This window comes from Streptomyces sp. JNUCC 63, assembly GCF_054366325.1.
The window spans coordinates 678,146-697,477 of record NZ_CM135963.1 but is presented as its reverse complement, the minus strand read 5'-3'; the positions used below and the strand labels follow the sequence as shown (position 1 = coordinate 697,477).

General features: G+C 74.4%; 19 protein-coding genes. 8 read left to right on the top strand and 11 right to left on the bottom strand.

Features of this window, described 5'->3' with window-relative positions; all coding sequences use genetic code 11:
• Positions 1-5 precede the first annotated feature (5 nt).
• From egtD to ACX25U_RS03235, 6 genes are all read right to left on the bottom strand, one after another.
• Positions 6-968, bottom strand: a complete 963-nt coding sequence (gene egtD / locus ACX25U_RS03260; RefSeq protein ID WP_454388871.1) for an L-histidine N(alpha)-methyltransferase — start codon at positions 966-968, stop codon at positions 6-8.
• Entirely contained in the window at positions 965-1,756 is a 792-nt protein-coding gene (gene egtC / locus ACX25U_RS03255; protein ID WP_454388869.1) for an ergothioneine biosynthesis protein EgtC, read from the bottom strand. Before egtC ends, egtD begins: the two co-directional genes overlap by 4 nt.
• Complete coding sequence (gene egtB, locus ACX25U_RS03250; RefSeq protein ID WP_454388867.1) at positions 1,756-3,072, bottom strand: ergothioneine biosynthesis protein EgtB; 1,317 nt, start codon at positions 3,070-3,072, stop codon at positions 1,756-1,758. Before egtB ends, egtC begins: the two co-directional genes overlap by 1 nt.
• Positions 3,069-4,370: an ergothioneine biosynthesis glutamate--cysteine ligase EgtA gene (gene egtA / locus ACX25U_RS03245; protein ID WP_454388865.1), complete on the bottom strand. Its 1,302-nt coding sequence runs from the start codon at positions 4,368-4,370 to the stop codon at positions 3,069-3,071. Before egtA ends, egtB begins: the two co-directional genes overlap by 4 nt.
• 195 nt (positions 4,371-4,565) lie before the next feature.
• Positions 4,566-5,012, bottom strand: a complete 447-nt coding sequence (locus ACX25U_RS03240; protein ID WP_454388863.1) for a type II toxin-antitoxin system PemK/MazF family toxin — start codon at positions 5,010-5,012, stop codon at positions 4,566-4,568.
• 90 nt (positions 5,013-5,102) lie between these two features.
• Entirely contained in the window at positions 5,103-5,519 is a 417-nt protein-coding gene (locus ACX25U_RS03235) for a hypothetical protein (RefSeq protein WP_454388861.1), read from the bottom strand.
• 101 nt (positions 5,520-5,620) lie between these two features.
• Between ACX25U_RS03235 and ACX25U_RS03230 the strand changes: the two genes are divergently transcribed.
• On the top strand, positions 5,621-6,301 hold the full coding sequence (locus ACX25U_RS03230; RefSeq protein ID WP_454388859.1) for a helix-turn-helix transcriptional regulator: 681 nt from the start codon (positions 5,621-5,623) through the stop codon (positions 6,299-6,301).
• Between the two features lie 39 nt (positions 6,302-6,340).
• Complete coding sequence (locus tag ACX25U_RS03225; protein WP_454388857.1) at positions 6,341-6,769, top strand: hypothetical protein; 429 nt, start codon at positions 6,341-6,343, stop codon at positions 6,767-6,769.
• A gap of 381 nt (positions 6,770-7,150) precedes the next feature.
• Here ACX25U_RS03225 and ACX25U_RS03220 read toward each other — a convergent pair whose 3' ends face one another.
• From ACX25U_RS03220 to ACX25U_RS03210, 3 genes are all read right to left on the bottom strand, one after another.
• Positions 7,151-8,575, bottom strand: a complete 1,425-nt coding sequence (locus tag ACX25U_RS03220) for an amidase (protein ID WP_454388855.1) — start codon at positions 8,573-8,575, stop codon at positions 7,151-7,153.
• Between the two features lie 120 nt (positions 8,576-8,695).
• Positions 8,696-10,789, bottom strand: a complete 2,094-nt coding sequence (locus tag ACX25U_RS03215; protein ID WP_454388853.1) for a SpoIIE family protein phosphatase — start codon at positions 10,787-10,789, stop codon at positions 8,696-8,698.
• Positions 10,790-10,878: 89 nt separating this feature from the next.
• Positions 10,879-11,850: an alpha/beta hydrolase gene (locus ACX25U_RS03210; RefSeq protein ID WP_454388851.1), complete on the bottom strand. Its 972-nt coding sequence runs from the start codon at positions 11,848-11,850 to the stop codon at positions 10,879-10,881.
• Positions 11,851-12,154: 304 nt separating this feature from the next.
• Here ACX25U_RS03210 and ACX25U_RS03205 point away from each other — a divergent pair, with 304 nt between their 5' ends.
• Positions 12,155-13,036, top strand: a complete 882-nt coding sequence (locus tag ACX25U_RS03205) for an LLM class F420-dependent oxidoreductase (protein WP_454388849.1) — start codon at positions 12,155-12,157, stop codon at positions 13,034-13,036.
• 61 nt (positions 13,037-13,097) lie between these two features.
• Here ACX25U_RS03205 and ACX25U_RS03200 read toward each other — a convergent pair whose 3' ends face one another.
• Positions 13,098-13,661, bottom strand: a complete 564-nt coding sequence (locus tag ACX25U_RS03200) for an NADPH-dependent FMN reductase (protein WP_454388847.1) — start codon at positions 13,659-13,661, stop codon at positions 13,098-13,100.
• Positions 13,662-13,781: 120 nt separating this feature from the next.
• Here ACX25U_RS03200 and ACX25U_RS03195 point away from each other — a divergent pair, with 120 nt between their 5' ends.
• Both ACX25U_RS03195 and ACX25U_RS03190 read left to right on the top strand, forming a co-directional pair.
• The gene (locus ACX25U_RS03195) at positions 13,782-14,450 is read left to right on the top strand and encodes a TetR/AcrR family transcriptional regulator (protein WP_454388845.1); all 669 of its coding nucleotides are present in this window, start codon (positions 13,782-13,784) and stop codon (positions 14,448-14,450) included.
• Between the two features lie 95 nt (positions 14,451-14,545).
• Entirely contained in the window at positions 14,546-15,580 is a 1,035-nt protein-coding gene (locus ACX25U_RS03190) for a LacI family DNA-binding transcriptional regulator (RefSeq protein WP_454388843.1), read from the top strand.
• A gap of 6 nt (positions 15,581-15,586) precedes the next feature.
• Here ACX25U_RS03190 and trxA read toward each other — a convergent pair whose 3' ends face one another.
• Positions 15,587-15,970, bottom strand: a complete 384-nt coding sequence (trxA, locus tag ACX25U_RS03185) for a thioredoxin (RefSeq protein WP_454388841.1) — start codon at positions 15,968-15,970, stop codon at positions 15,587-15,589.
• A gap of 140 nt (positions 15,971-16,110) precedes the next feature.
• Here trxA and ACX25U_RS03180 point away from each other — a divergent pair, with 140 nt between their 5' ends.
• The 3 genes from ACX25U_RS03180 (at position 16,111) to ACX25U_RS03170 (ending at position 19,315) form a co-directional block, all read left to right on the top strand.
• The gene (locus ACX25U_RS03180) at positions 16,111-17,541 is read left to right on the top strand and encodes a dihydrolipoyl dehydrogenase family protein (RefSeq protein ID WP_454388839.1); all 1,431 of its coding nucleotides are present in this window, start codon (positions 16,111-16,113) and stop codon (positions 17,539-17,541) included.
• 421 nt (positions 17,542-17,962) lie between these two features.
• Positions 17,963-18,379: a BlaI/MecI/CopY family transcriptional regulator gene (locus ACX25U_RS03175; protein WP_454388838.1), complete on the top strand. Its 417-nt coding sequence runs from the start codon at positions 17,963-17,965 to the stop codon at positions 18,377-18,379.
• 6 nt (positions 18,380-18,385) lie between these two features.
• Entirely contained in the window at positions 18,386-19,315 is a 930-nt protein-coding gene (locus ACX25U_RS03170) for a M56 family metallopeptidase (protein ID WP_454388836.1), read from the top strand.
• Positions 19,316-19,332 lie beyond the last annotated feature (17 nt).

Genomic DNA, 19,332 nt, shown 5'->3' with positions numbered 1-19,332 from the left:
CGATCTCACCGCGCCACGCTCAGCGACAGCGCGAAGCGTTTCTCGCCGTCCGTCCACCACCGCGCCAACTCCAGTCCGGCGGCGGCCAGTTCCTCTTTCACTCCCTCCTTGCGGAACTTCGCCGACACCTCGGTGCGCAGTTCCTCGCCCGCCGCGAAGTCCACGGCGAGATCGAGCGCGGGCACCTTCACGGTCTGCGCGGTGCGCGAGCGCAGCCGCATCTCGATCCACTCGTTGCCGGAGTCCCAGAGCGCCACGTGGTCGAAGGCGTCCGGCTCGAAGTCGGCGCCCAGTTCGCGGTTGACCACGTTCAGGACGTTCTTGTTGAACGCGGCCGTCACCCCGGCCGCGTCGTCGTACGCCCTGACCAGCACGTCCTCGTCCTTGACCAGGTCCGTGCCGAGCAGCAGCGCGTCGCCGGGGGCGAGCAGGGCGCGCACCTGGGCCAGGAACGCGGCGCGTTCGGCGGGCAGCAGGTTGCCGATCGTGCCGCCGAGGAACGCCAGCAGGCGCGGGCCGGGAGTGCCGGGCAGCGTCAGGCCGGCGGTGAAGTCGGCGATCAGCGCGTGCACATGCAGTCCCGGCCGTTCGGCGGCCAGCGCCCGCCCGGCCTGTTCCAGCGCGGTGTCGCTGACGTCGACGGGGACGTACGTGCGCAGGCCGGTCAGCGCGTCGATCAGGTAGCGCGTCTTCTCCGAGGAGCCGGAGCCCAGTTCGATCAGGGTGCGGGCGGGCAGCGCCGCGGCGATCTCGGCGGCGCGGCCGGCGAGGATCCCGCGTTCGGCGCGCGTCGGGTAGTACTCGGGCAGTTCGGTGATCCGCTCGAACAGCTCGCTGCCGTGCGCGTCGTAGAACCACTTCGGCGGCAGCGACTTGGGGTCGCAGGTCAGGCCGTGCAGGACGTCGGCGCGCAGCGCGGCGGCCATGGCGTCCTCGGGCAGGATGCGGGTGACATGGAACTCACTCACGTAAGGGGCTCCTCGGATGGTGCGGATGCCAGGTCCTCGGTGAGGTCCTTGAGCGGGGTGAGCAGGACGTCCGTGCGGTCGGCCGTCAGCAGTGTGCGGTCGGGGGCCTGAAGCCATCGCGGGTCGTCGTCGCAGGGTTCGGAGGCCACCACCGTGCGGCGGCCGGGCCCGGCGAGGTACCACAGGGTGTCGCCCCAGGCGGTCGCGGTGATCGTCTCGCCGTCGGTGAGCAGCAGGTTGAGCCGCGAGCCGGGGGCCGGCGCGGCGACCTCCAGGACGGTGTCGGCGAGCGCCTGGCCCGCCCCGTCCCCGGCGCGCAGCCGGGCCAGCACCAGCGCCCACACGAGCGCGGAGTCGTTGCGGGCCTCCAGTTCCAGCAGGTCCCGCGGCGGCAGAGTGCGGGACACCGCGGCGAGCGAGTCCGGCCAGCCGGTGACGGCGCCGTTGTGGCTGAACAGCCACCGCCCCGCGGCGAACGGCGCCGCCGCGGCCTCCGCGTCCGCGCCCGAAAGGGTCGCGTTCCGCACCGCCGCGAGCAGTGCCGTGGTGCGCACCACCCGGGCCAGGTCGGCGAAGGACGGGTCGGCCCAGATGGGCCCGGCACGGCGGTAGCGGGCCGGCACCGGGTCGCCCTCGGCGTACCAGCCCACCCCGAAGCCGTCGGCGTTGACCGTCCCGTGCCGCTGGTGCCGGGGTGCCCACGCCTGCCGGTACAGGCCGTGGGCCGGTTCCACGAGGTACCGGCCGAGCGGCTCCTCGGGCCCCAGGTACGCCAGGTGACGGCACATCAGACGTCCTCCGAGCGGGCCGTGCGGAATCCGGAGAAGATCTGCCGCCGGATCGGGTGGTCCCAGTTGCGGAACGTGCCCCGGCAGGCCACCGGGTCCACGGCGAACGAACCGCCGCGCAGCACCTTGTACTCCGGCCCGAAGAACACTTCCGAGTACTCCTTGTACGGGAACGCGGTGAAGCCCGGGTAGGGAAGGAAGTCGCTCGCCGTCCACTCCCACACGTCGCCGATCAACTGCCGTACGCCCAGGGGCGACTCACCTGCCGGATAGCTGCCGGCCGGGGCCGGGCGCAGGTGTCGCTGGCCGAGGTTGGCGTGCTCCGGTGCGGGGTCGGCGTCGCCCCACGGGTAACGCGTCGAACGGTCGGTGGCCGGGTCGTGGCGGGCCGCCTTCTCCCACTCGGCCTCGGTGGGCAGCCGGCGCCCGGCCCAGCGGGCGTAGGCGTCGGCCTCGTACCAGCACACGTGCAGCACCGGCTCGTCGGGCGGTACCACCTCGGTGACGCCGAAGCGGCGCCGGAGCCACTGCCCGCCGTCGCGCCGCCAGTACAGCGGCGCGGTGATCTCGTGCTGCCGTATGTGGGCCCAGCCGTCCGGTGTCCACCAGCGGGGGTCGGTGTAACCGCCGTCCTCGATGAACGCCAGGTACGCGCCGTTCGCCACCGGGGTGGTGTCGATCCAGAACGGCTCCACCTCGCTTACGTGCGCGGGCCGTTCGTTGTCCAGCGCCCACGGCTCGGTGGAGGTGCCCATGGTGAACGGGCCGCCGGGGACGAGGACTTCGGCCGGACCGGTGAACAGCGGCGCCGGCTGCGGGTCGTCGGCGGTCAGGACCTGCGGGCCCTTGCGGAGCTGATGGGTGATCAGCATGGTCTCGTCGTGCTGCTGTTCGTGCTGCGCGATCATGCCGAAGGCGAAGCCGGCCTCGGTCAGCCGCGTACCGTGGAAATCGGTCGACTCCAGCAGGTCCAGCACCCGGCCGCGCACCTCGGCCGCGTAGCCGCGGGCCTCGCCGGGGGCCAGCAGCGGCAGTGAGGGGCGTTCGGCGCGCGGGTGCTCGAAGGCGTCGTAGAGGCTGTCGATCTCGGGCCGCAGGGCCTCCCGGCCGCCGACCGTCCGCAGCAGCCACAGCTCCTCCTGGTTGCCGATGTGGGCGAGATCCCACACCAGCGGGGACATCAGCGGCGAGTGCTGGGCGGTGAGGTCGGGCTCCTCCACGCAGGTGGTCAGCAGCGTGGTGCGGTCACGGGCCGTGGTGAGCGAGCGCAGCACCCGGTCGCGCAGCGCATCGGCGTCGAGGGCGGGATCGGTCATGTCGCTATACCCTTCCCGTGGGCGCGACCGTCCGTGCCGCGCGATCGTTCGAGCAGGTCGTCGGCGGGACAGCGGCCCTTGCGGACGTAGCGGTCCTGGAACGCGGCGACGGCGTCCGTGACCTCGGTGGAGGCGCCGAGCCGGGGCAGGGCCTCCAGGGCGGCCGTGAAGCAGGCCACGGCGGCCTCGTGCAGCTCGGGGTCGGCGAGCCCGGTGCGGGCCGCCTCGGTCCACAGGGGGTTGTGCGGCGCGGGCCGCGGCCCGGAGCGCTCGGCGAGCGGCTTGACCGCCCGGTAGGCGGTCTCGGCGGCCTGCGGGTCGTCGAACAGCGCCGCAGTGACCGCGAGCGGCACGATCCATCCGTCGTCGCCGGGCTGCGCGTCGATCATCCGCAGCTCCAGGTGGCCCCGCGGTCTGACCGGCGGGAACAGCGTGGTGAGGTGGTAGTCGAGATCCTCCCTGGTGGGCGGCCTCGGGCGGCGCGCGCGGGTCCACTTCCGGAAGGTCAGCCCCTCGGGCACCTCCCAGGGTCCGTCGTCGCGCCGTACGCACATCACCGGCGCGTCCAGGACGTGCCGGGCCCAGGCGGTGCGCGGATCGCCGTTCAGCGGGGGAGCGCCGGCCCGGCCGGGGCCGATCTCCGTCCATATCAGCTGCCGGGTGGAGAGCCAGCCGGTGGGCCTCTGCCCCAGCAGCGGGGAGTTGGCGAACGCGGCCACCAGCACCGCGCCCAGCTGGTGCGCCAGCCACCAGCGGCGCCCGTGGCCGAGCGGCCCGGGCTCCTCGTGCCCGGCGTCGACGCACACCTGTACGGACGCCGAGGCGCACATCATGTGCCGGCCGGCCGGGCCCTCGCGGTCCAGGCAGGTCTCCAGGGCGTCGTAGCGCCGCTCGCGCAGGAACCTGCGGGGGGTGTGCCAGGGGTCGTGGCCGAGGCCGACGAGCCGGAGGCCGTCCCTGGCCAGTACGGCGCGGACGGCGTCGAGATCCGCGGAGACGGTGCCGATGCACTCCATCAGGGAGGCGGCGGGCGGCGAGCTCAGCTCCAGCTGGCCGCCGGGTTCGACGGTGAGCGCCGACCTCAGGGGCACGGTCCGCAGTGCGGCGTAGGCCGCTTCGAGACGTTCGGGTGTCACGGGGAGCCGCGGTGTGCGCAGCTCATGGACGAGCCATTCCACTTCGACCCCGAGACAGCGGGGCGGTCCGGTCTTGAAGCAGATGCCGCTGACCAGAGCCTCGGCCTCGGCTTCGGTGACGGCTGTACGGGGCCCCGTACAGCCACTTGCCGAATCGGACATGTCAGGATCCTCCTGAGATTCCAGCACGCCACCGGCCCGGGTCGGTCGGCCGGGCCGGCGCCACACCGTCCCAGCCAAAACCCTCCGACCGATCCGCACAAGGGTACAGACCGTGACAATCCTGGCGTCGAATCTCCCTGTCCGCGACTCCGGGGCGCGCGGTCAGGCCCCGGTGGGCGGCCCGCCGGGACCTTCTCAGGTCCAGCCGTAGCGCTCCCTCAGTCGGTGTATGACGAGGTTGAAGCGCATGCGGTCCAGCGCGCACGCCTCACGGCGCATGCCGTCCTCGTGCAGGCGCAGCACCCGGTCGACGTCCACCCAGGAGTCCCGGCCCGAGCGGTCCCAAGGGCCGTTCCCGATCGCCACCCACTCGCGGTCTCCGTCGTGCGCCCTGCTGGACAGCTGTACGGCGAGGAGCGTGCCGGCGGCCTCCCGGGCCACCACCAGGACCGGGCGGTCCTTGCCCCGGCCGTCGTTCTCCTCGAAGGGCACCCAGGTCCAGACGATCTCCCCGGGGTCGGGGTCGCCGTCGTGCGCGGGCGCGTACTCGGTGCGCACCCGGCCGACCCGGCGGGGGTCGGCCTCGGTGGTGGCGGTGGGGCCGTAACGGCCGGGAACGTTCTCATCGGTGAAGGCAGTCACGGGGGAACCCTAGAACGTTCCCCGGAGCGTGCCGACTTCGGGCGTGCGCTGCTCAACCCGCGTACGGCCGTGGAGCGGGCGCCGTGCCGGTCAGGAGGTGTCGTCGCGGCGGCGGATCTGCATGCCGGGCCGGCGGCGGTGGACGGTGAGGTAGGCCAGGCCGTCCTCGCCGGCGGTGAGGCTGCGCGTGGAGCCGTGCGGCAGCCAGACCGCCGCGCCCTCGGCCAGCCGCCGCGGCTCGTCGCCGGTGCCCGCGCCGAGTACGCCGCTGCCCGCGACGACGAACAGCAGGACGTCCAGGTCCGGTTCGCGGTGCGGCGCGACGCTCCCGCCCGGTGCCAGGCGCACGACGTTCGCGTCGAGCTGGCGTCCGGGCTCGTCCAGCTTCCACAGCACACCGGCCGGTACCGGCGGATCGCCGGCCAGGGCCCGGGCGTCGCACAGGACCCGCGGTTCCGGCTCCGTCCCGTCGGCCGGCCCGGTGCCGCGCGCGGAAGGCGATGTCATGGCGCACCCCTCTTTCGTCCGGGTCCCGTCCCGGGCCTACGATTATTACATGTAGGATTCGTGAAAAACCGACCGCCGTAGGTGAAATGAGGTGGGTGGACGTGACCACCCCACGGGAGAGCCCTCGCCGCCGCGAGGTGCTGGACGTGCTGCGCGCCGCGGCCGGGCCGCTGGGCGTCGCGGAGACGGCCGAGCGGATCGGGGTCCACCCCAACACCGTCCGCTTCCACCTGGACGCCCTGGTGGCCGAGGGCCTGGTCGTCCGGCAGGTCGAGGCGCCCTCGGGACCCGGCCGTCCCCGCACCGTCTACACCCCCCGCCCCGGCATGGACCGCAGGGGGACGCGCAGCTACCGGCTCCTGGCGCAGATCCTGCTCGGGCAACTGGCGTCCCAGGGGCCCGGGGCACGGGAGGCCGCGACGGAGGCGGGCCGCGCGTGGGGCGGCTTCCTGGTCGACCCGCTCCCGCCCTCGCGGCAGCCGACGGCCGAGCGCTCGGCGGCCCGGCTCCTCACCCTGCTCGACGACCTGGGCTTCGCCCCCGAACCCGAGGGCGGCGGCGCCGGAAAGGCGCCGGAGCGGATCCGGCTGCGTCACTGCCCCTTCCTCGAACTTGCCGAGGAGTACGGCCAGTTGGTGTGCCCGGTCCATCTGGGCCTGATGCAGGGGGCGTTGGCCGAACTGCGCGCCCCGCTGGCCGCGACCGGTCTGGAGCCGTTCGCCGAACCCGACTCCTGCCTGGCCCACTTGGCCGCCCGCCCGCCCGAGGCACCCGCCGCGTGACACGACCCGCTTGACACGACCGAAAGGCAACGCATCGATATGGACACCACGTCGGCCACCGTGGCGAGCGCGGTCACCTTCGTCTGGCTCGGCATGGTGCTGGCCATCTCCTTCCTGGAGGCCCCGCTGAAGTTCCGCGCCCCAGGCGTGACCATCCCCATCGGGCTGGGCATCGGCCGGCTGGTCTTCCGGGCGCTGAACCTGGTGGAGACGGTGCTGGCCGTCGTCGTGATCGTCGCGGTCGCCGTGGGTACGGCCCCGGCGTCGGTCATCGGACTCACCGCGGCCACGGCCGCGGTGCTCCTCGCCCAGCTGGCCTTCGTCCGCCCCCGGCTGAACCGCAGGTCCGACCGGGTCCTGGCCGGCGAGGAGGGCCCCCGCTCCCGCGGCCACCTGGCGTACGTGGCCCTGGAACTCGCCAAGGTCGGCGTCCTGATCGCGCTGGGCATCCGCCTCGTGTCGGTGTGACCGGCCGGCAGGAGGGAGCGCGGCCGTGGGCCCGCCGACTCCCCGGTGGTGGCGCCGTCACATCCGCTGCGTGCGCCGACCGGCGGCGCGGTACCCGCAGGCGTCGTGCCGTGGCGGTTCGGAAGGCACGGGTGACGTCGGACGGCCGCGGGGTGCCCTGCCCGGAAGGCCACCGTCGGCGGGGATGAGACCGGAGCGTGTCTCGGCAAGCCCGGTCGGTGACCGGCTCAGCAGCCGTTCGACACTCCGGCGTCCGCCGGGCGGCGCCCCGCACCCGGCCGCGAGGTCGCGGCGGCACCAGGGGGAAGCCCGTGGCCCCCGCGCGACCGGGGGAGCCGCGACCAGTGACCGCCGTCGCCGGCCGCACGGCGGATTTCCCGGTCAGGCGACCGGGGAGTCCGTGAGCGCCGGTTGCTCGGGCCACTTCTCGTGCCAGCGCAGTTCGGCCTCCAGCTGCGCGGCCAGCGAGACCAGCAGCGGCTCGCTGTTCGCCGGGCCGAGCAGCTGGGCGCCTACCGGGAGACCGCCGGCGGCGAATCCCGCGGGCACGTTCACTCCCGGCCAGCCCAGTACGTTCCACGGCCAGGCGTAGGGGCAGGCGGCGATCATCGCGCGGTCGGTGGCCCAGCCGCCGAGTTCGAGCATCGCGCCGATCCGCGGCGGGGGAGCGGCCGTCGTGGGCGCGAGGACCACGTCGTAGGAGTCGAAGAAGCGGCCGATGCGCCGGTGCAGGACCGCCTCGGCCCGCCGGGCCGCCCGCAGCGGGGCCCCGGCGAGCAGCCGGCCCAGCCGGGCGGAGCCGTGGGTGCGCGGGTCGAGCAGCGCCGGGTCCGGGACCTCGCGGACGTGCTCGGCGACCCCGGCGGCGGCGCGGGGCACGAAGGCCAGCCCGATCTGCCCGTACGGCGGGTCGGCCTCCTCCACCTCGTGCCCCAGCGCCCCGAGCTTCTGGGCAAGTTCTACGACCCGGCCGCGCACCTCGGTGTCCAGGCGCGCGGGCAGGGCGGTGAACGGCGGCTTGAGCGAGAGCGCGATGCGCAGCCGGCCGGGGTCGCGGCCCAGGGCGGCGACGACGTCCACGGCGGGCGGCTGGTGGGGGTCGTCCGGGTGGTTGCCGCTCGCCGCGTCCAGCAGCAGGGCGGCGTCGCCGACCGTACGGGCCAGGGTGCCGTTGACCGTGATGCCGTTGAAGGACTCGCCGCGCGGCCAGGTCGAGACCCGGCCGCGCTGGGGTTTGATGCCGACCAGATGGGTCCAGGCGGCCGGAATCCGCACCGAGCCGGCGCCGTCCGAGCCGAGCGCGGCCGGGACCAGCCCGGCGGCCACCGCTGCCGCCGAACCGCCGGAGGAGCCGCCCGGAGTGCGGTCGGTGACCCACGGGTTGCGGGTGGCGCCGAAGGCCGGCCCCTCGGTGAAGGGCCACTGGCCGAGCTCGCAGGTGTTGGTCTTGCCGACGACCACGGCCCCGGCCGCGCGCAGCCGCCGTACCGCCTCGCCGTCCTCGGCCACCACCGGAAAGTCCCCGCGGCAGCCGAACGCGGTCGGCTCGCCCGCCACGTCCATGTCGTCCTTCACGGCCACCGGCACCCCGAGCAGCGGCAGTCGCGCCCCGGCGGCCAACTCCCGGTCCGCGGCGTCGGCTTCGGCGAGCGCGCAGGAGGCACGGACAATACGGAAGGCGTTCAGGGAGGGCTGCGTCGCCTCGATCCGGGCCAGGGTCTGTTCGACCAGCGCGCGGGAGGACACCTCCCCGGCGGCCAGGGCGCGGGCGGTCTCGGCCAGGCCTGCGGCACGGTCGAGCGTCATGCGGGACACCTCCGGAACGCGTTGTCTACTGAACAGTAACGTCCGGCGGGCGGCAGGGGAACAACCCTTGCGGGAAAGGGGAGTTCGCGTCATCGGCGTTCAACGCCCGCAGGAACCCGCTCAGCCCGCGGCGGCCGGCAGGCGGGCCGCGAGGACGGCGATGTCGTCGCCGCTGACCGTGGACGCCTCCCGCAGGAGTGCGTCGCAGAACGCGCTCAGGGGCGCGCGGGCCAGCTCGGCCGCGTGCCGGCACAGACGTTCGAGCCCCTGGTCCAGGTGCTCGGCCGGCCGCTCGACCAGGCCGTCGGTGTAGAGCAGGACGGTGCTGCCGGGCTCCAGGGGCTCGGCAGCACTGGCGCGCGGAAGGCCGTCGGGTTTGAGCCCGCCGAGCATGACGTCCTGGGCGCTCTTCAAGAACCGGGCCCGGCCGTCGGCGGTGACCAGCAGCGGCGGCGGGTGCCCGGCGACGCTGTAGCAGAGCCGCCGGCCACTGCCCGCGGCTTCCTCGATCCTGGCGTAGACGCACGTGGCCAGGCCCTCCTCGGGGCCCAGCAGCTGGGTGGCCCTGTCGAGCCGGCGCAGTACGTCCCCCGGGGGCTCCCGCCGGTCGACGGCGATGCCGCGCAGCATGTTGCGCATCTTGCTCATGGTGACGGACGCCTGCAGATCGTGTCCGGAGACGTCACCGATGATCAGGGCGGTGGCGCCGTCGGGCATCACGAAGGAGTCGTACCAGTCGCCGCCGACCTCGTTCGCGGCGGCGCTGGGCGCGTAGCGGGCCACGATCTCCACTCCGGGCACATCGGGAGGGTCGCTCAGCAGGCTCTCCTGCAGGGCGAGGGCGACACGCCGGGTGCGCCGCAGCTCCAGCAGCCGGCCGAAGGCGGGCGCGGTCCGGTCGAGGACCTCCTCGGCCAGGGAGATCTCCTCCGGGCCGAAGGGCTCGCGGTCCGCGGCGTACAGGGCGACGACCGCCTGGATCTCACCGAGCACGGGCACCGGCAGCAGGGCGACCTCCCGTATCCCGGCGGTCCGGGCCCATTCCGCCGCGCCCGGAGGCACGTCGGTGTCGGTGAGGCCGGCGGGGCCGGCGCGACGGAGGACGGTACGTCCGTGCCGTACCGCATGGTCGAACGGGCCGTCCGGAGGCGCGCCCCGCAGCCTTCCGTCGGACGGGAAGGACGGGAGGCGGGGGCCGGTCACCGTGGCCACGTGCGCGGTCATCAGCGGGCCTGCTGCCCGCGGGCGTACGCCCTCGGGCAGCAGGTAGGTGCCGCACGCGTCCGCCGGCTCGGGCACGACGACACGCCCCAGCGCCTCCAGCGCCGCCTCGGGCCGGGCCGGCCCGGACACCGCGATCGACGCCCGGCCGAGCAGGTTGTCGCGCCGCTCGCGCAGCCACCGGTCCTCGATGTCGGCGCAGGCACCCACCCACTCGGTGACGCCGCCGTGCTCGCGGACCGGCACCACCCGCAGCGAGCAGTGCCGGTAGGTGCCGTCCCGGTGCCGTATCCGGTAGCGGTGCTCGAACAGGTCCGGCTCCGTGCGCACCGCCCGGTGCCAGTCCTCGGCGAGCCCGGCCCGGTCCCGGGGGTGGGCGCTGTCCAGCCAGCCCGATCCGAGCAGCTCGTCCTCGGGCATGCCGGTGATCCGGTGCCATCCGGAGCTGAGCTGGACCACCTGCCCCTCGGGGTCGGCCACCCACACCATCTGGGCGCCGACCTCGACCAGGCTCTGGTAGCGGAGCAGGGCGCGCCGCCGCTGTTCCGCCTGCTCGTGGGCGGCCTCCTTGGCGGTCACCTCACCGGTGACGTCCACGATCACCACCAGCACCCCGCGGTCCCCGGGGCCCGCCGGCTCGCCGGGCGGGGTCTGCAGGGCCGAGCGCGACAGGCTGATGTTGAACCACCGGTCACGGATCACTCCCCGCTCGTCCCGCAGGGTCATCGGGCTCTCCGGGCCGATGACGACCGGCTCGCCCGTTTCGTAGACGGTGTCCATGAGCTGAAAGATCTGCTGCTGCTTCAGGTCGGTGAGCAGCTGCCGGGCCGGGACACCGTACTGACGGGCACCGAAGAGGCGCCGATAGGTGTCGTTGGTGTAGACCAGGACCTGCTCCGGCCCGCGGCACAGGGCCACGGCCACCGGCGCGGGGTTGAAGACAGTCAGGTCGGGGAAGGTGATCGGCTCGTTGCTGTGCGGATCGTCGTTCATGCCGGCCGCCCTCTCGCCTGCTCCGTCCGGCCCGGGTACCCCGTTTCGGGCGCGCGATCGAGCCGGGCCCGGACGCCCGGCGCGCGTCCTCACCGCCCCAGCAGTCTGCGCAGCCAGTCCAGCTGGGCCGTGTGGGCCGCCCGGGACAGGGCCGCCCCGGGGGCGAGGGCGTCGAAGCCGTGGAAGCCGCCGGGCCAGACGTGGAGCTCGGCGATGCCGCCGGCCTGCCAGATGCGTGAGGCGTAGGTGACGACCTCGTCGCGGAAGGTTTCCGCGGAGCCGACGTCGAGGAAGGCCGGGGGCAGGCCGGAGAGGTCCGCGGCGCGGGCGGGGGCGGCGTACGGCGACACGCCGGGCCCACCGCGCCGGTCGCCCAGCAGCGCCGTCCACGCGGTCTCGTTCGCCGTACGGTCCCAGAGGCCGACGCCCGTCATCTGATGGGCGGACGGCGTGTCGTTGCGGTCGTCGAGCATCGGGTACATCAGCATCTGGCCGATCGGCCGCGGGCCGCCGCGGTCCCGCAGCAGCAGGGCCAGCGCGGCGGTCAGGCCGCCGCCCGCGCTCGCACCCGCGACGACGATGCGCTCCGGGTCGCCGCCGAGCTCCTCGGCATGTTCCGCCGTCCACAGCAGGCCCGTGTGCACGTCCTCGATCGGCGCGGGATGCGGATGCTCGGGCGCCAGCCGGTACTCCACCGACACCACGAGCGTGTCCAGCTCCTTCGCCCAGGCCAGCGCCGTGTCCACGCCGAGCCGGTTGTTCCCGACGACCAGGCCTCCGCCGTGCGTGTAGTACAGGACGGGCCGCGCCACGCCGTTCGACGACGCGGTGGGCCGGCAGATCAGCAGGGAGACGCCGGGCGCGCCCCCGGGCCCCGGCACCGTACGGTCCTCCACCGCGAAGGCGCCGTCCAGGGTCGGATCCGGCCCGGCCGCCACAGCGGGGGCGAGGGCCTGCCGGGCGGTCCGGATGTCCTGCGGGGTCAGACCCGGCCGTACGTCCTCCACGGCATCCAGCGCGGCGGCGAGCTCGGGGTCGAACGGGGGCGGGGCCTGGGTCATGGGCGTCTCCTCGTGCGGGGAAGCGGCCGCTCGTGCGGCCGTCCACCGTGTACCCGCCCGGAGCGCGGACGCCGCCGACCGGTGGACGTTGCCCGCCGACCGGTGGACGTTGCCCGCCGACCGGTGGACGTTGCCCGCCGACCGGTGGACGTTGCCCGCCGACCGGTGGGCGGTCGCTCCGGGCACGCCCGGACACGGCGGCGGACCTTGACTTCGAGCGCGCTCGAGGCCCTAGCGTCACAAGGGTCGGTGACGGCTCTCGTCGACGCCGATCCCGGTGTAACCCTCGAGGACGGAGACGGGCATGCGGGTCGGTGTGCACATCAACCGGTTCAACCACTCGGGCGGCGCGCCCGCCCTCGGCGCCGAACTGGCCGCCGCCGGTCAGGCGGCCGAGACGGCCGGGCTGAGCTGGATCTCGGTCATGGACCACTACTTCCAGATGGAGTTCAACGGCGGCGCCGAGGACCCGATGCTGGAGGCCTACACCACCCTGGGCTTCCTGGCCGGGCAGACCTCCACGGTGCGGCTGGGCGCCCTGGTGACCGGAGTGACGTACCGGCACCCCGGGCTGCTCGCCAAGATCACCACCACGCTCGACGCACTGTCCGGCGGCCGGGCCACGCTCGGCCTCGGGGCGGCCTGGTACGAGCGTGAGCACCACGGCCTCGGCGTGCCGTACCCGCCGCTCGCCGAGCGCTTCGAGCGGCTGGAGGAGACGCTGCGGATCTGTCTGCAGATGTGGGACCCGTACGACGACGGCCCCTTCGAGGGCAGGCACTACCGGCTGGCCGAGACCCTGTGCGTGCCGCCGCCGGTGAGCTCTCCGCACCCGGAGATCATGATCGGTGGCGGTGGGGAGAAGAAGACACTGCGCCTGGTCGCCCGGTACGCCGACGCCTGCAACCTGGTTCCGTCCTCACCGGAGGAACTGCGGCACAAGTTCGAGGTGCTGCGCGGGCACTGCGACAGCGTGGGGCGTGACTACGACGGCATCCGCAAGACGTTCCTGTACACCGGCGAGGCGGCGGCCGAGGAGGACCTGGACGCCCTGCTGCGGGACCTGGAGGGTTACACCGGGATCGGCGTCGACACCGTGATCCTCGCCCCGCGTGTCGGGGAGCCGGCCGGGTGGATCGACCGCTTCGCCTCCCGGGCCGTCAGGCGCCTGGCGGAGCTGGAGTGAGCGGTGGCGCGAACGCGACAGGGGCCGGAGCCCGGGCAGGCTCCGGCCCCTCGCGGGTGGCTCAGGCGGCCACAGTGTCGCCGGCCTGGCCCTGCAGCCGGGTGACGACCTCGGTGAGCTGCGCGGCGACCTCGGCGTCGTCGACCGGGTGGGTCTCGGCGAAGCGGGTCACGGAGCCGGGGATGGACAGCTTGATGTCCTCGGCCACCTTGCCGCCGGCGATGCCCACGGCCTTGCGGGCCTCGTCCTGCGCCCACACGCCGCCGTACTGGCCGAAGGCGGTGCCGATGACGGCGACGGGCTTGCCGGAGATGGCGCCGGCGCCGTAGGGGCGGGACAGCCAGTCGATGGCGTTCTTCAGGACGGCCGGCATGGTGCCGTTGTACTCGGGCGAGAAGAGCAGGAAGGCGTCGGCGGCCCCGGCGGTCTCGCGCAGCTGGGCGGCGGCGGCCGGCACGCTGCCCTCGACGTCGACGTCCTCGTTGTAGAACGGGATGTCGGCCAGGCCCTCGTACAGCACGACCTCGGCGCCCGCCGGGGCGAGCTTCACCGCGGCCTCGGCGAGCTGACGGTTGTGCGAACCGGCGCGGAGGCTGCCGACGAGCGCGAGGATGCGAACAGACATTGGGGGGCTCCAATGGGGGGAAATATTGCCGTTACGAAGCGGACCGAGGTCCGCTTAAATTTTGTAGCAGAATAACCGGACCGCGGTCCAGTTTTGTTCCCCATGCTTTACGCTGTCTTCATGTCCCGCGTCCTGCCGCCCTTCACCGAGCCTCAGGAGCCCCAGGAGCCTGTGGTGACGCCGGTCTTGCTCGAAATCGGCATCGGTGAGGGCGAGCCCTGCCTGCGGGCCGACGCGGCGCGCAACCGCGCCCGGCTGCTGGACGCCGCCGCGCGGCTGGTGGCGGAGCACGGCGCGGCCGGCGTCACGATGGAGGCGGTGGCCGCGGCCGCCCAGGTGGGCAAGGGCACGGTCTTCCGCCGCTTCGGCGACCGCACCGGCCTGCTGAACGCGCTGCTGGACCACTCCGAGAAGAAGTTCCAGGCGGCCTTCCTCAGCGGCGAGCCCCCGATGGGTCCCGGCGCGCCGCCCGTGGAGCGGCTGCGGGCGTTCGGCTGTGCCGCACTGCGCCGCGCCGCCGACGACCTGGAGCTGCAGCTGGCGGCCGAACCCTGCGCGGACCGCCGCTACGTCGCTCCGGCCCGCCGGGTCCGTCACGCCCACCTCGTCATGCTGCTGCGGCAGGCGGTCCCGGACGCGGACGGCGAACTCCTCGCCCACACGCTGATGGGACACCTCGACCCCGCCCTCATCCACCACCTGACCCGGCAGTGCAGGATGCCGATGGAGCGGTTGCAGGCCGGCTGGTACGACCTGGTCGCCCGCGTCACCCGTACCGCGGGGGAGTAGCGCCCTACGCCGTTTGGGTTTCAACTTCCGCCTGGTTTCCGGTAGTCGCCCCGCCCGGCAGGTCGTCCGCGGCTTCTGCCAAGATGCGGTACGTCATGGTGCAGATACCGAAGCCCGCCGAGCCCCCGTCGCCCGCACCGCGCTCGGTGCCCACGAGCGCCGACGTGGCCCGACTGGCCGGCGTCTCGCGCGCCACCGTCTCCTACGTCCTGAACAACACCCGGGCCGTACGCATCAGCGAGCCCACCCGCCGCCGCGTCCACGAGGCCGCCGAGGAGCTCGGGTACGTGCCGCACGCGGCGGCCCGCAGCCTGCGCGCGGGGCACAGCCGCATGGTCCTGATGCCCGCCCCGTCCGCCCCGGCCGGCGCGCTCTACGGCCGGTTCCTGAATGAACTCCAGTGGGCGCTCGGCCGCCTCGACTACACCGTCGTACAGCACGGCACCGCCGGCCCGCACGGCGACGAGGCGGCCCGGGCCTGGGCGGAACTGCGGCCGGTCGCCGTCCTGGTGCCCGGTTCGGGGCTCGGCCCCCGGGGCGTCGCGGTGCTCAAGCGCTCCGGCGCCCGGGCCGTGGTCACCCTCGGCCCCGAGGCCGTGGAGGGCGCCCATGCCCTGCTCATGGACCACGAGAGCGTGGGCCACCGGGCGGGCGCCCACCTGTACGCCCGCGGCCGCCGGCGCATCGGCGTGGTCGTACCCCGGGAAAGCGGCCTGGACGTGTTCTCCCGGCCGCGCCTGGCGGGCGTACGACGGGCCCTGGACGGCACCGACGGCAGCGTCACCGAAGTGCCCCTCGGCTACGACGAGGACTCCGCGGCCCGCCTCGCCGCACGCTGGCGCGACCTCGGCCTGGACGCGGTGTTCGCGTACAACGACGAGTACGCGATGCTGCTGATGCGCGCCCTGCAGGACGTGGGCGTCCGCATCCCCGAGGAGACGGCCGTGATCGGTGCCGACGACCTCATGCTCGGCCGGCTGCTGCGGCCCCGGCTGAGCACCGTCCACATCGACCTGCCCTCGGGCCGCGACCTCGCCGAACTGGTCGACCGCGCCGTACGCGACCCCGGCGCCCCGCCCGAGAGACACCCGGTGCTGGGCGCGCGGGTGGTCCACCGCGAGTCCAGCTGAGCGGCCTCAGCCCTTCTGTTCTCCCTGCGCCTGCTGCTCGGCGACCGCCTTGCGGACCTCCTCCATGTCCAGCTTGCGGGCCTGCCCGATCACGTCCGCGAGCGCGGCCTCGGGCAGCGCACCCGGCTGCGCGAACACCGCGACCTGGTCACGGACGATCATCAGCGTCGGAATGGACTGGATCCCGAAGGCCGCCGCCAGCTCCGGCTGCGCCTCGGTGTCCACCTTGCCGAACACCAGGTCGGGGTTGTCCTCGGCCGCCTTCTCGTAGACCGGGGCGAACTGACGGCACGGCCCGCACCAGGATGCCCAGAAGTCGATGAGGACGAACTCGTTCTCGGTGACCGTCCGGTCGAAGTTCTCCTTGGTGAGCTCCACGGTGCTGCTCATGGCGCATTCCCTCTTCCTGGTGGGGGTTCCGGGGGTCCTGGTGCGGGGCGAAGCCGCTGGCACAACACGGCCGACCCTTATGGGTATTCCGCGCTCGTACCCGTGTGGCCACCGCGCACACCACCCACCAGACTGATCCCATGACGGAAACGGAAACCATCGCGTACGACGTCGTGGTGCTCGGTGCCGGACCCGTGGGCGAGAACGTGGCCGACCGCACCCGCGCGGCCGGACTGTCCACCGCGATCGTGGAGAGCGAGCTGGTCGGCGGCGAGTGCTCGTACTGGGCGTGCATGCCCAGCAAGGCCCTGCTGCGCCCGGTCATCGCCCGCGCCGACGCCCGCCGCCTGCCGGGCCTGAGCCAGGCGGTGCAAGGCCCCCTGGACGCCGCCGCCGTGTTCGCCCGCCGGGACGAGTACACCTCCCACTGGCACGACGACGGGCAGGTGCGGTGGGTGGACGGCATCGGCGCCGACCTGTACCGCGGACAGGGCCGGCTGGCGGGCAAGCGCACGGTCACGGTCACCGGCGCCGACGGGGAGGTGCGGACGCTGACCGCGCGGCACGCCGTCGCCGTCTGCACCGGCACCCGCGCCAAGCTGCCCGGCCTGCCCGGCCTCGACGAGGTCGGGCCGTGGACCAGCCGCGAGGCCACCAGCGCCGAGCAGGTGCCGGGGCGGCTGATCGTGGTCGGCGGCGGTGTCGTCGCCACCGAGATGACCACCGCCTTCCAGGCCCTCGGCTCCCGGGTCACCGTCCTGGTCCGCGGCAAGGGGCTGCTGTCCCGCATGGAGCCCTTCGCCGGCGAACTGGTCGCCGAGGCGCTCACCGACGCGGGCGCCGACATCCGTACCGGCACCTCGGTGGAGTCGGTGACCCGCGAGAACGGCACCGTGGTGGCCGTGACCGGCAACGGCGACCGCTTCGAGGCCGACGAGATCCTCTTCGCCACCGGGCGCGCTCCGCGCACCGACGACATCGGCCTGGAGACCGTGGGCCTGGAGCCCGGCTCCTGGCTCTCCGTCGACGACACCCTGCGGGTCGAGGGCAGCACCTGGCTGTACGCGTGCGGCGACGTCAACCACCGCGCCCTGCTCACCCACCAGGGCAAGTACCAGGCCCGGATCGCGGGCGACGCCATCGGCGCCCGCGCGGCGGGCGTACCGCTGCTGGAGACGGACCCGTGGGGCGCCCACGCCGCCACCGCCGACCACCACGCCGTCCCCCAGGTCGTCTTCACCGACCCGGAGGCCGCCGCCGTGGGCCTCTCCCTCGCCGAGGCCGAACAGGCCGGTCACCGCGTCCGCGCCGTCGACGTCGACCTCTCCTCGGTCGCCGGCGCGTCCCTGTACGGCGACGGCTACCGCGGTCGCGCCCGCATGGTCGTCGACCTCGACGAGAAGATCCTGCGCGGCGTCACCTTCGTCGGCCCCGGCGTCGGCGAACTGCTCCACTCGGCGTCCGTCGCCGTCGCCGGGCAGGTTCCGGTCGAGCGGCTGTGGCACGCGGTGCCGTCGTATCCGACGATCAGCGAGGTGTGGCTGCGGCTGATGGAGACGTACCGGGGCTGACGGCCGAACGCCCCTGATCCGGCCGGCCCGGTCCCACCGTTGGGAGCATCCCCAGGCTCGGACGGACGGGCCGCAGACCGATCTCCTCGTGGCAGGCGGCGGCGCGGCGCGGGCCCGGCCGCAAGCCCGGGCCCGCTCGCGGAGAGGTCATCCCGCCAGGACGGCACGGCCCCGCGCCCGACCCGCGTGACGCGGTCGCCGTCCTCGGATACTCGTGCCGCTGCCGGCATCCCGCTCGTCGCGCTCCTTGCCGTCGACGTCGTACCCGGCGAGACCACCCGCCGGCGGGGGAGGCGGGGCCACGGTGCTGCGCCCGGCCGAGACGGCCCCGGCCCCGGCAGGGGCGCGAAGCACCCGCGGGGGCGCGCCGCCGGCGTGAAGTAGCGTGGTGCGACACGCCGACGCCGGAGGGAGTACGGACATGACCGCGCAACACCGGCGGGCCCGGCGCGGGCAGGGCGAGCTGGAGGGCCAGGCCCTCGGCGCGCTGCGCGAGGCGGACGGCCCGGTCACCGCGGCCTGGGTGCAGGAGCGGCTCGGCGGCGACCTCGCCTACACCACCGTGGTCACCATCCTGACCCGGCTGCTCGCCAAGGACGTCGTCTCCCGCGAGCGCCGGGGCCGCTCCTTCGTGTGGACGCCGACCGCCGACGTGGCCCGGCTCGCGGCGCTGCGGATGCGCCGGCTGCTGGACGGCGAGCGCGACCGCGAGGCGGTCCTGACCAGCTTCGTCACCGCGCTCCCGCCCGATGACGAGCAGGTGCTGCGCGCACTGCTGGAAACCGCGGAGACGGAGGGATCGGCGGGGGCCACGGGGGACGGCGGTACGGAACACTGACGCCTCATGGGGCTCTTCGTCTTACTGCCGCTGGTGCTGCCGCTGTCCGCCTGGCCGGTGGCGCGCCTGGCGGAACTGCACCTCCACCCGCGTACCGCCACCCGGCTGCTGACCTGGGTGGCCGCCGTCATGGCCGGATGCAGCACGTTGTGCCTCGCTCTGCTCGGGGTCGTCGGCGGCGCGCACCTGCCCGGCAACCCGCTGCCCGACAGCTGGGCCGAACCCGAGGTCAGGGCCGCCGTCGGGCGTGACGGCGCAACGGGCCGCGCGGCGATCCCCGCTCTCGGACTGGTCGCGGTGGCGTGCGGGCGCACCCTGTGGCGGCACCGGCGGGTGACCCGGCGCGCCCGGCGGGCCCTGGCCGGACTGCGCGGCGCCCCGGTCGCCGTCCTGCCCGACGCCACGCCGTACGCCTACGCCCTCCCGGGCACCCCGGGCCGGATCGTCGTCACCACCGCCCTGCTCGACGGCCTCACGCCGGCCGAGCGGCGCGCCCTGTTCGCGCACGAACGCGCCCACCTGGCGGCCCGCCACCACCGCCACCTGCTCGCCGTCCATCTGGCGGCCCGCGCCAACCCCTTCCTGCGGCCGCTGCGTTCCGCCGTCGTCTACACCGCCGAGCGCTGGGCCGACGAGGAAGCGGCCCGCGCGGTCGGCGACCGGCGCGTGGTCGCACGGGCGATCGGCAAGGCGGCCCTGCTGTCGTCCGCCGCGCCCACGCCCACCCTCGCCGCGCTGGCCACCACCGGGCCGGTGCCGCGCCGGGTCGCCGCCCTGCTGGCACCGGCACCCGCCGCCCGCCACTGGCCGCCGCTGTTCACGGCGGTCGGCGCCGCGGTGTGGGGCGCCGCCGCGGGCGCGGTGGTCTCGGCGATGTCCTCGGCGAACTCGGCGGTCACCCTGTTCCTGATCCTTTGGGCGGCAACGCCACTCTGACACTCCGGGCGGCAACG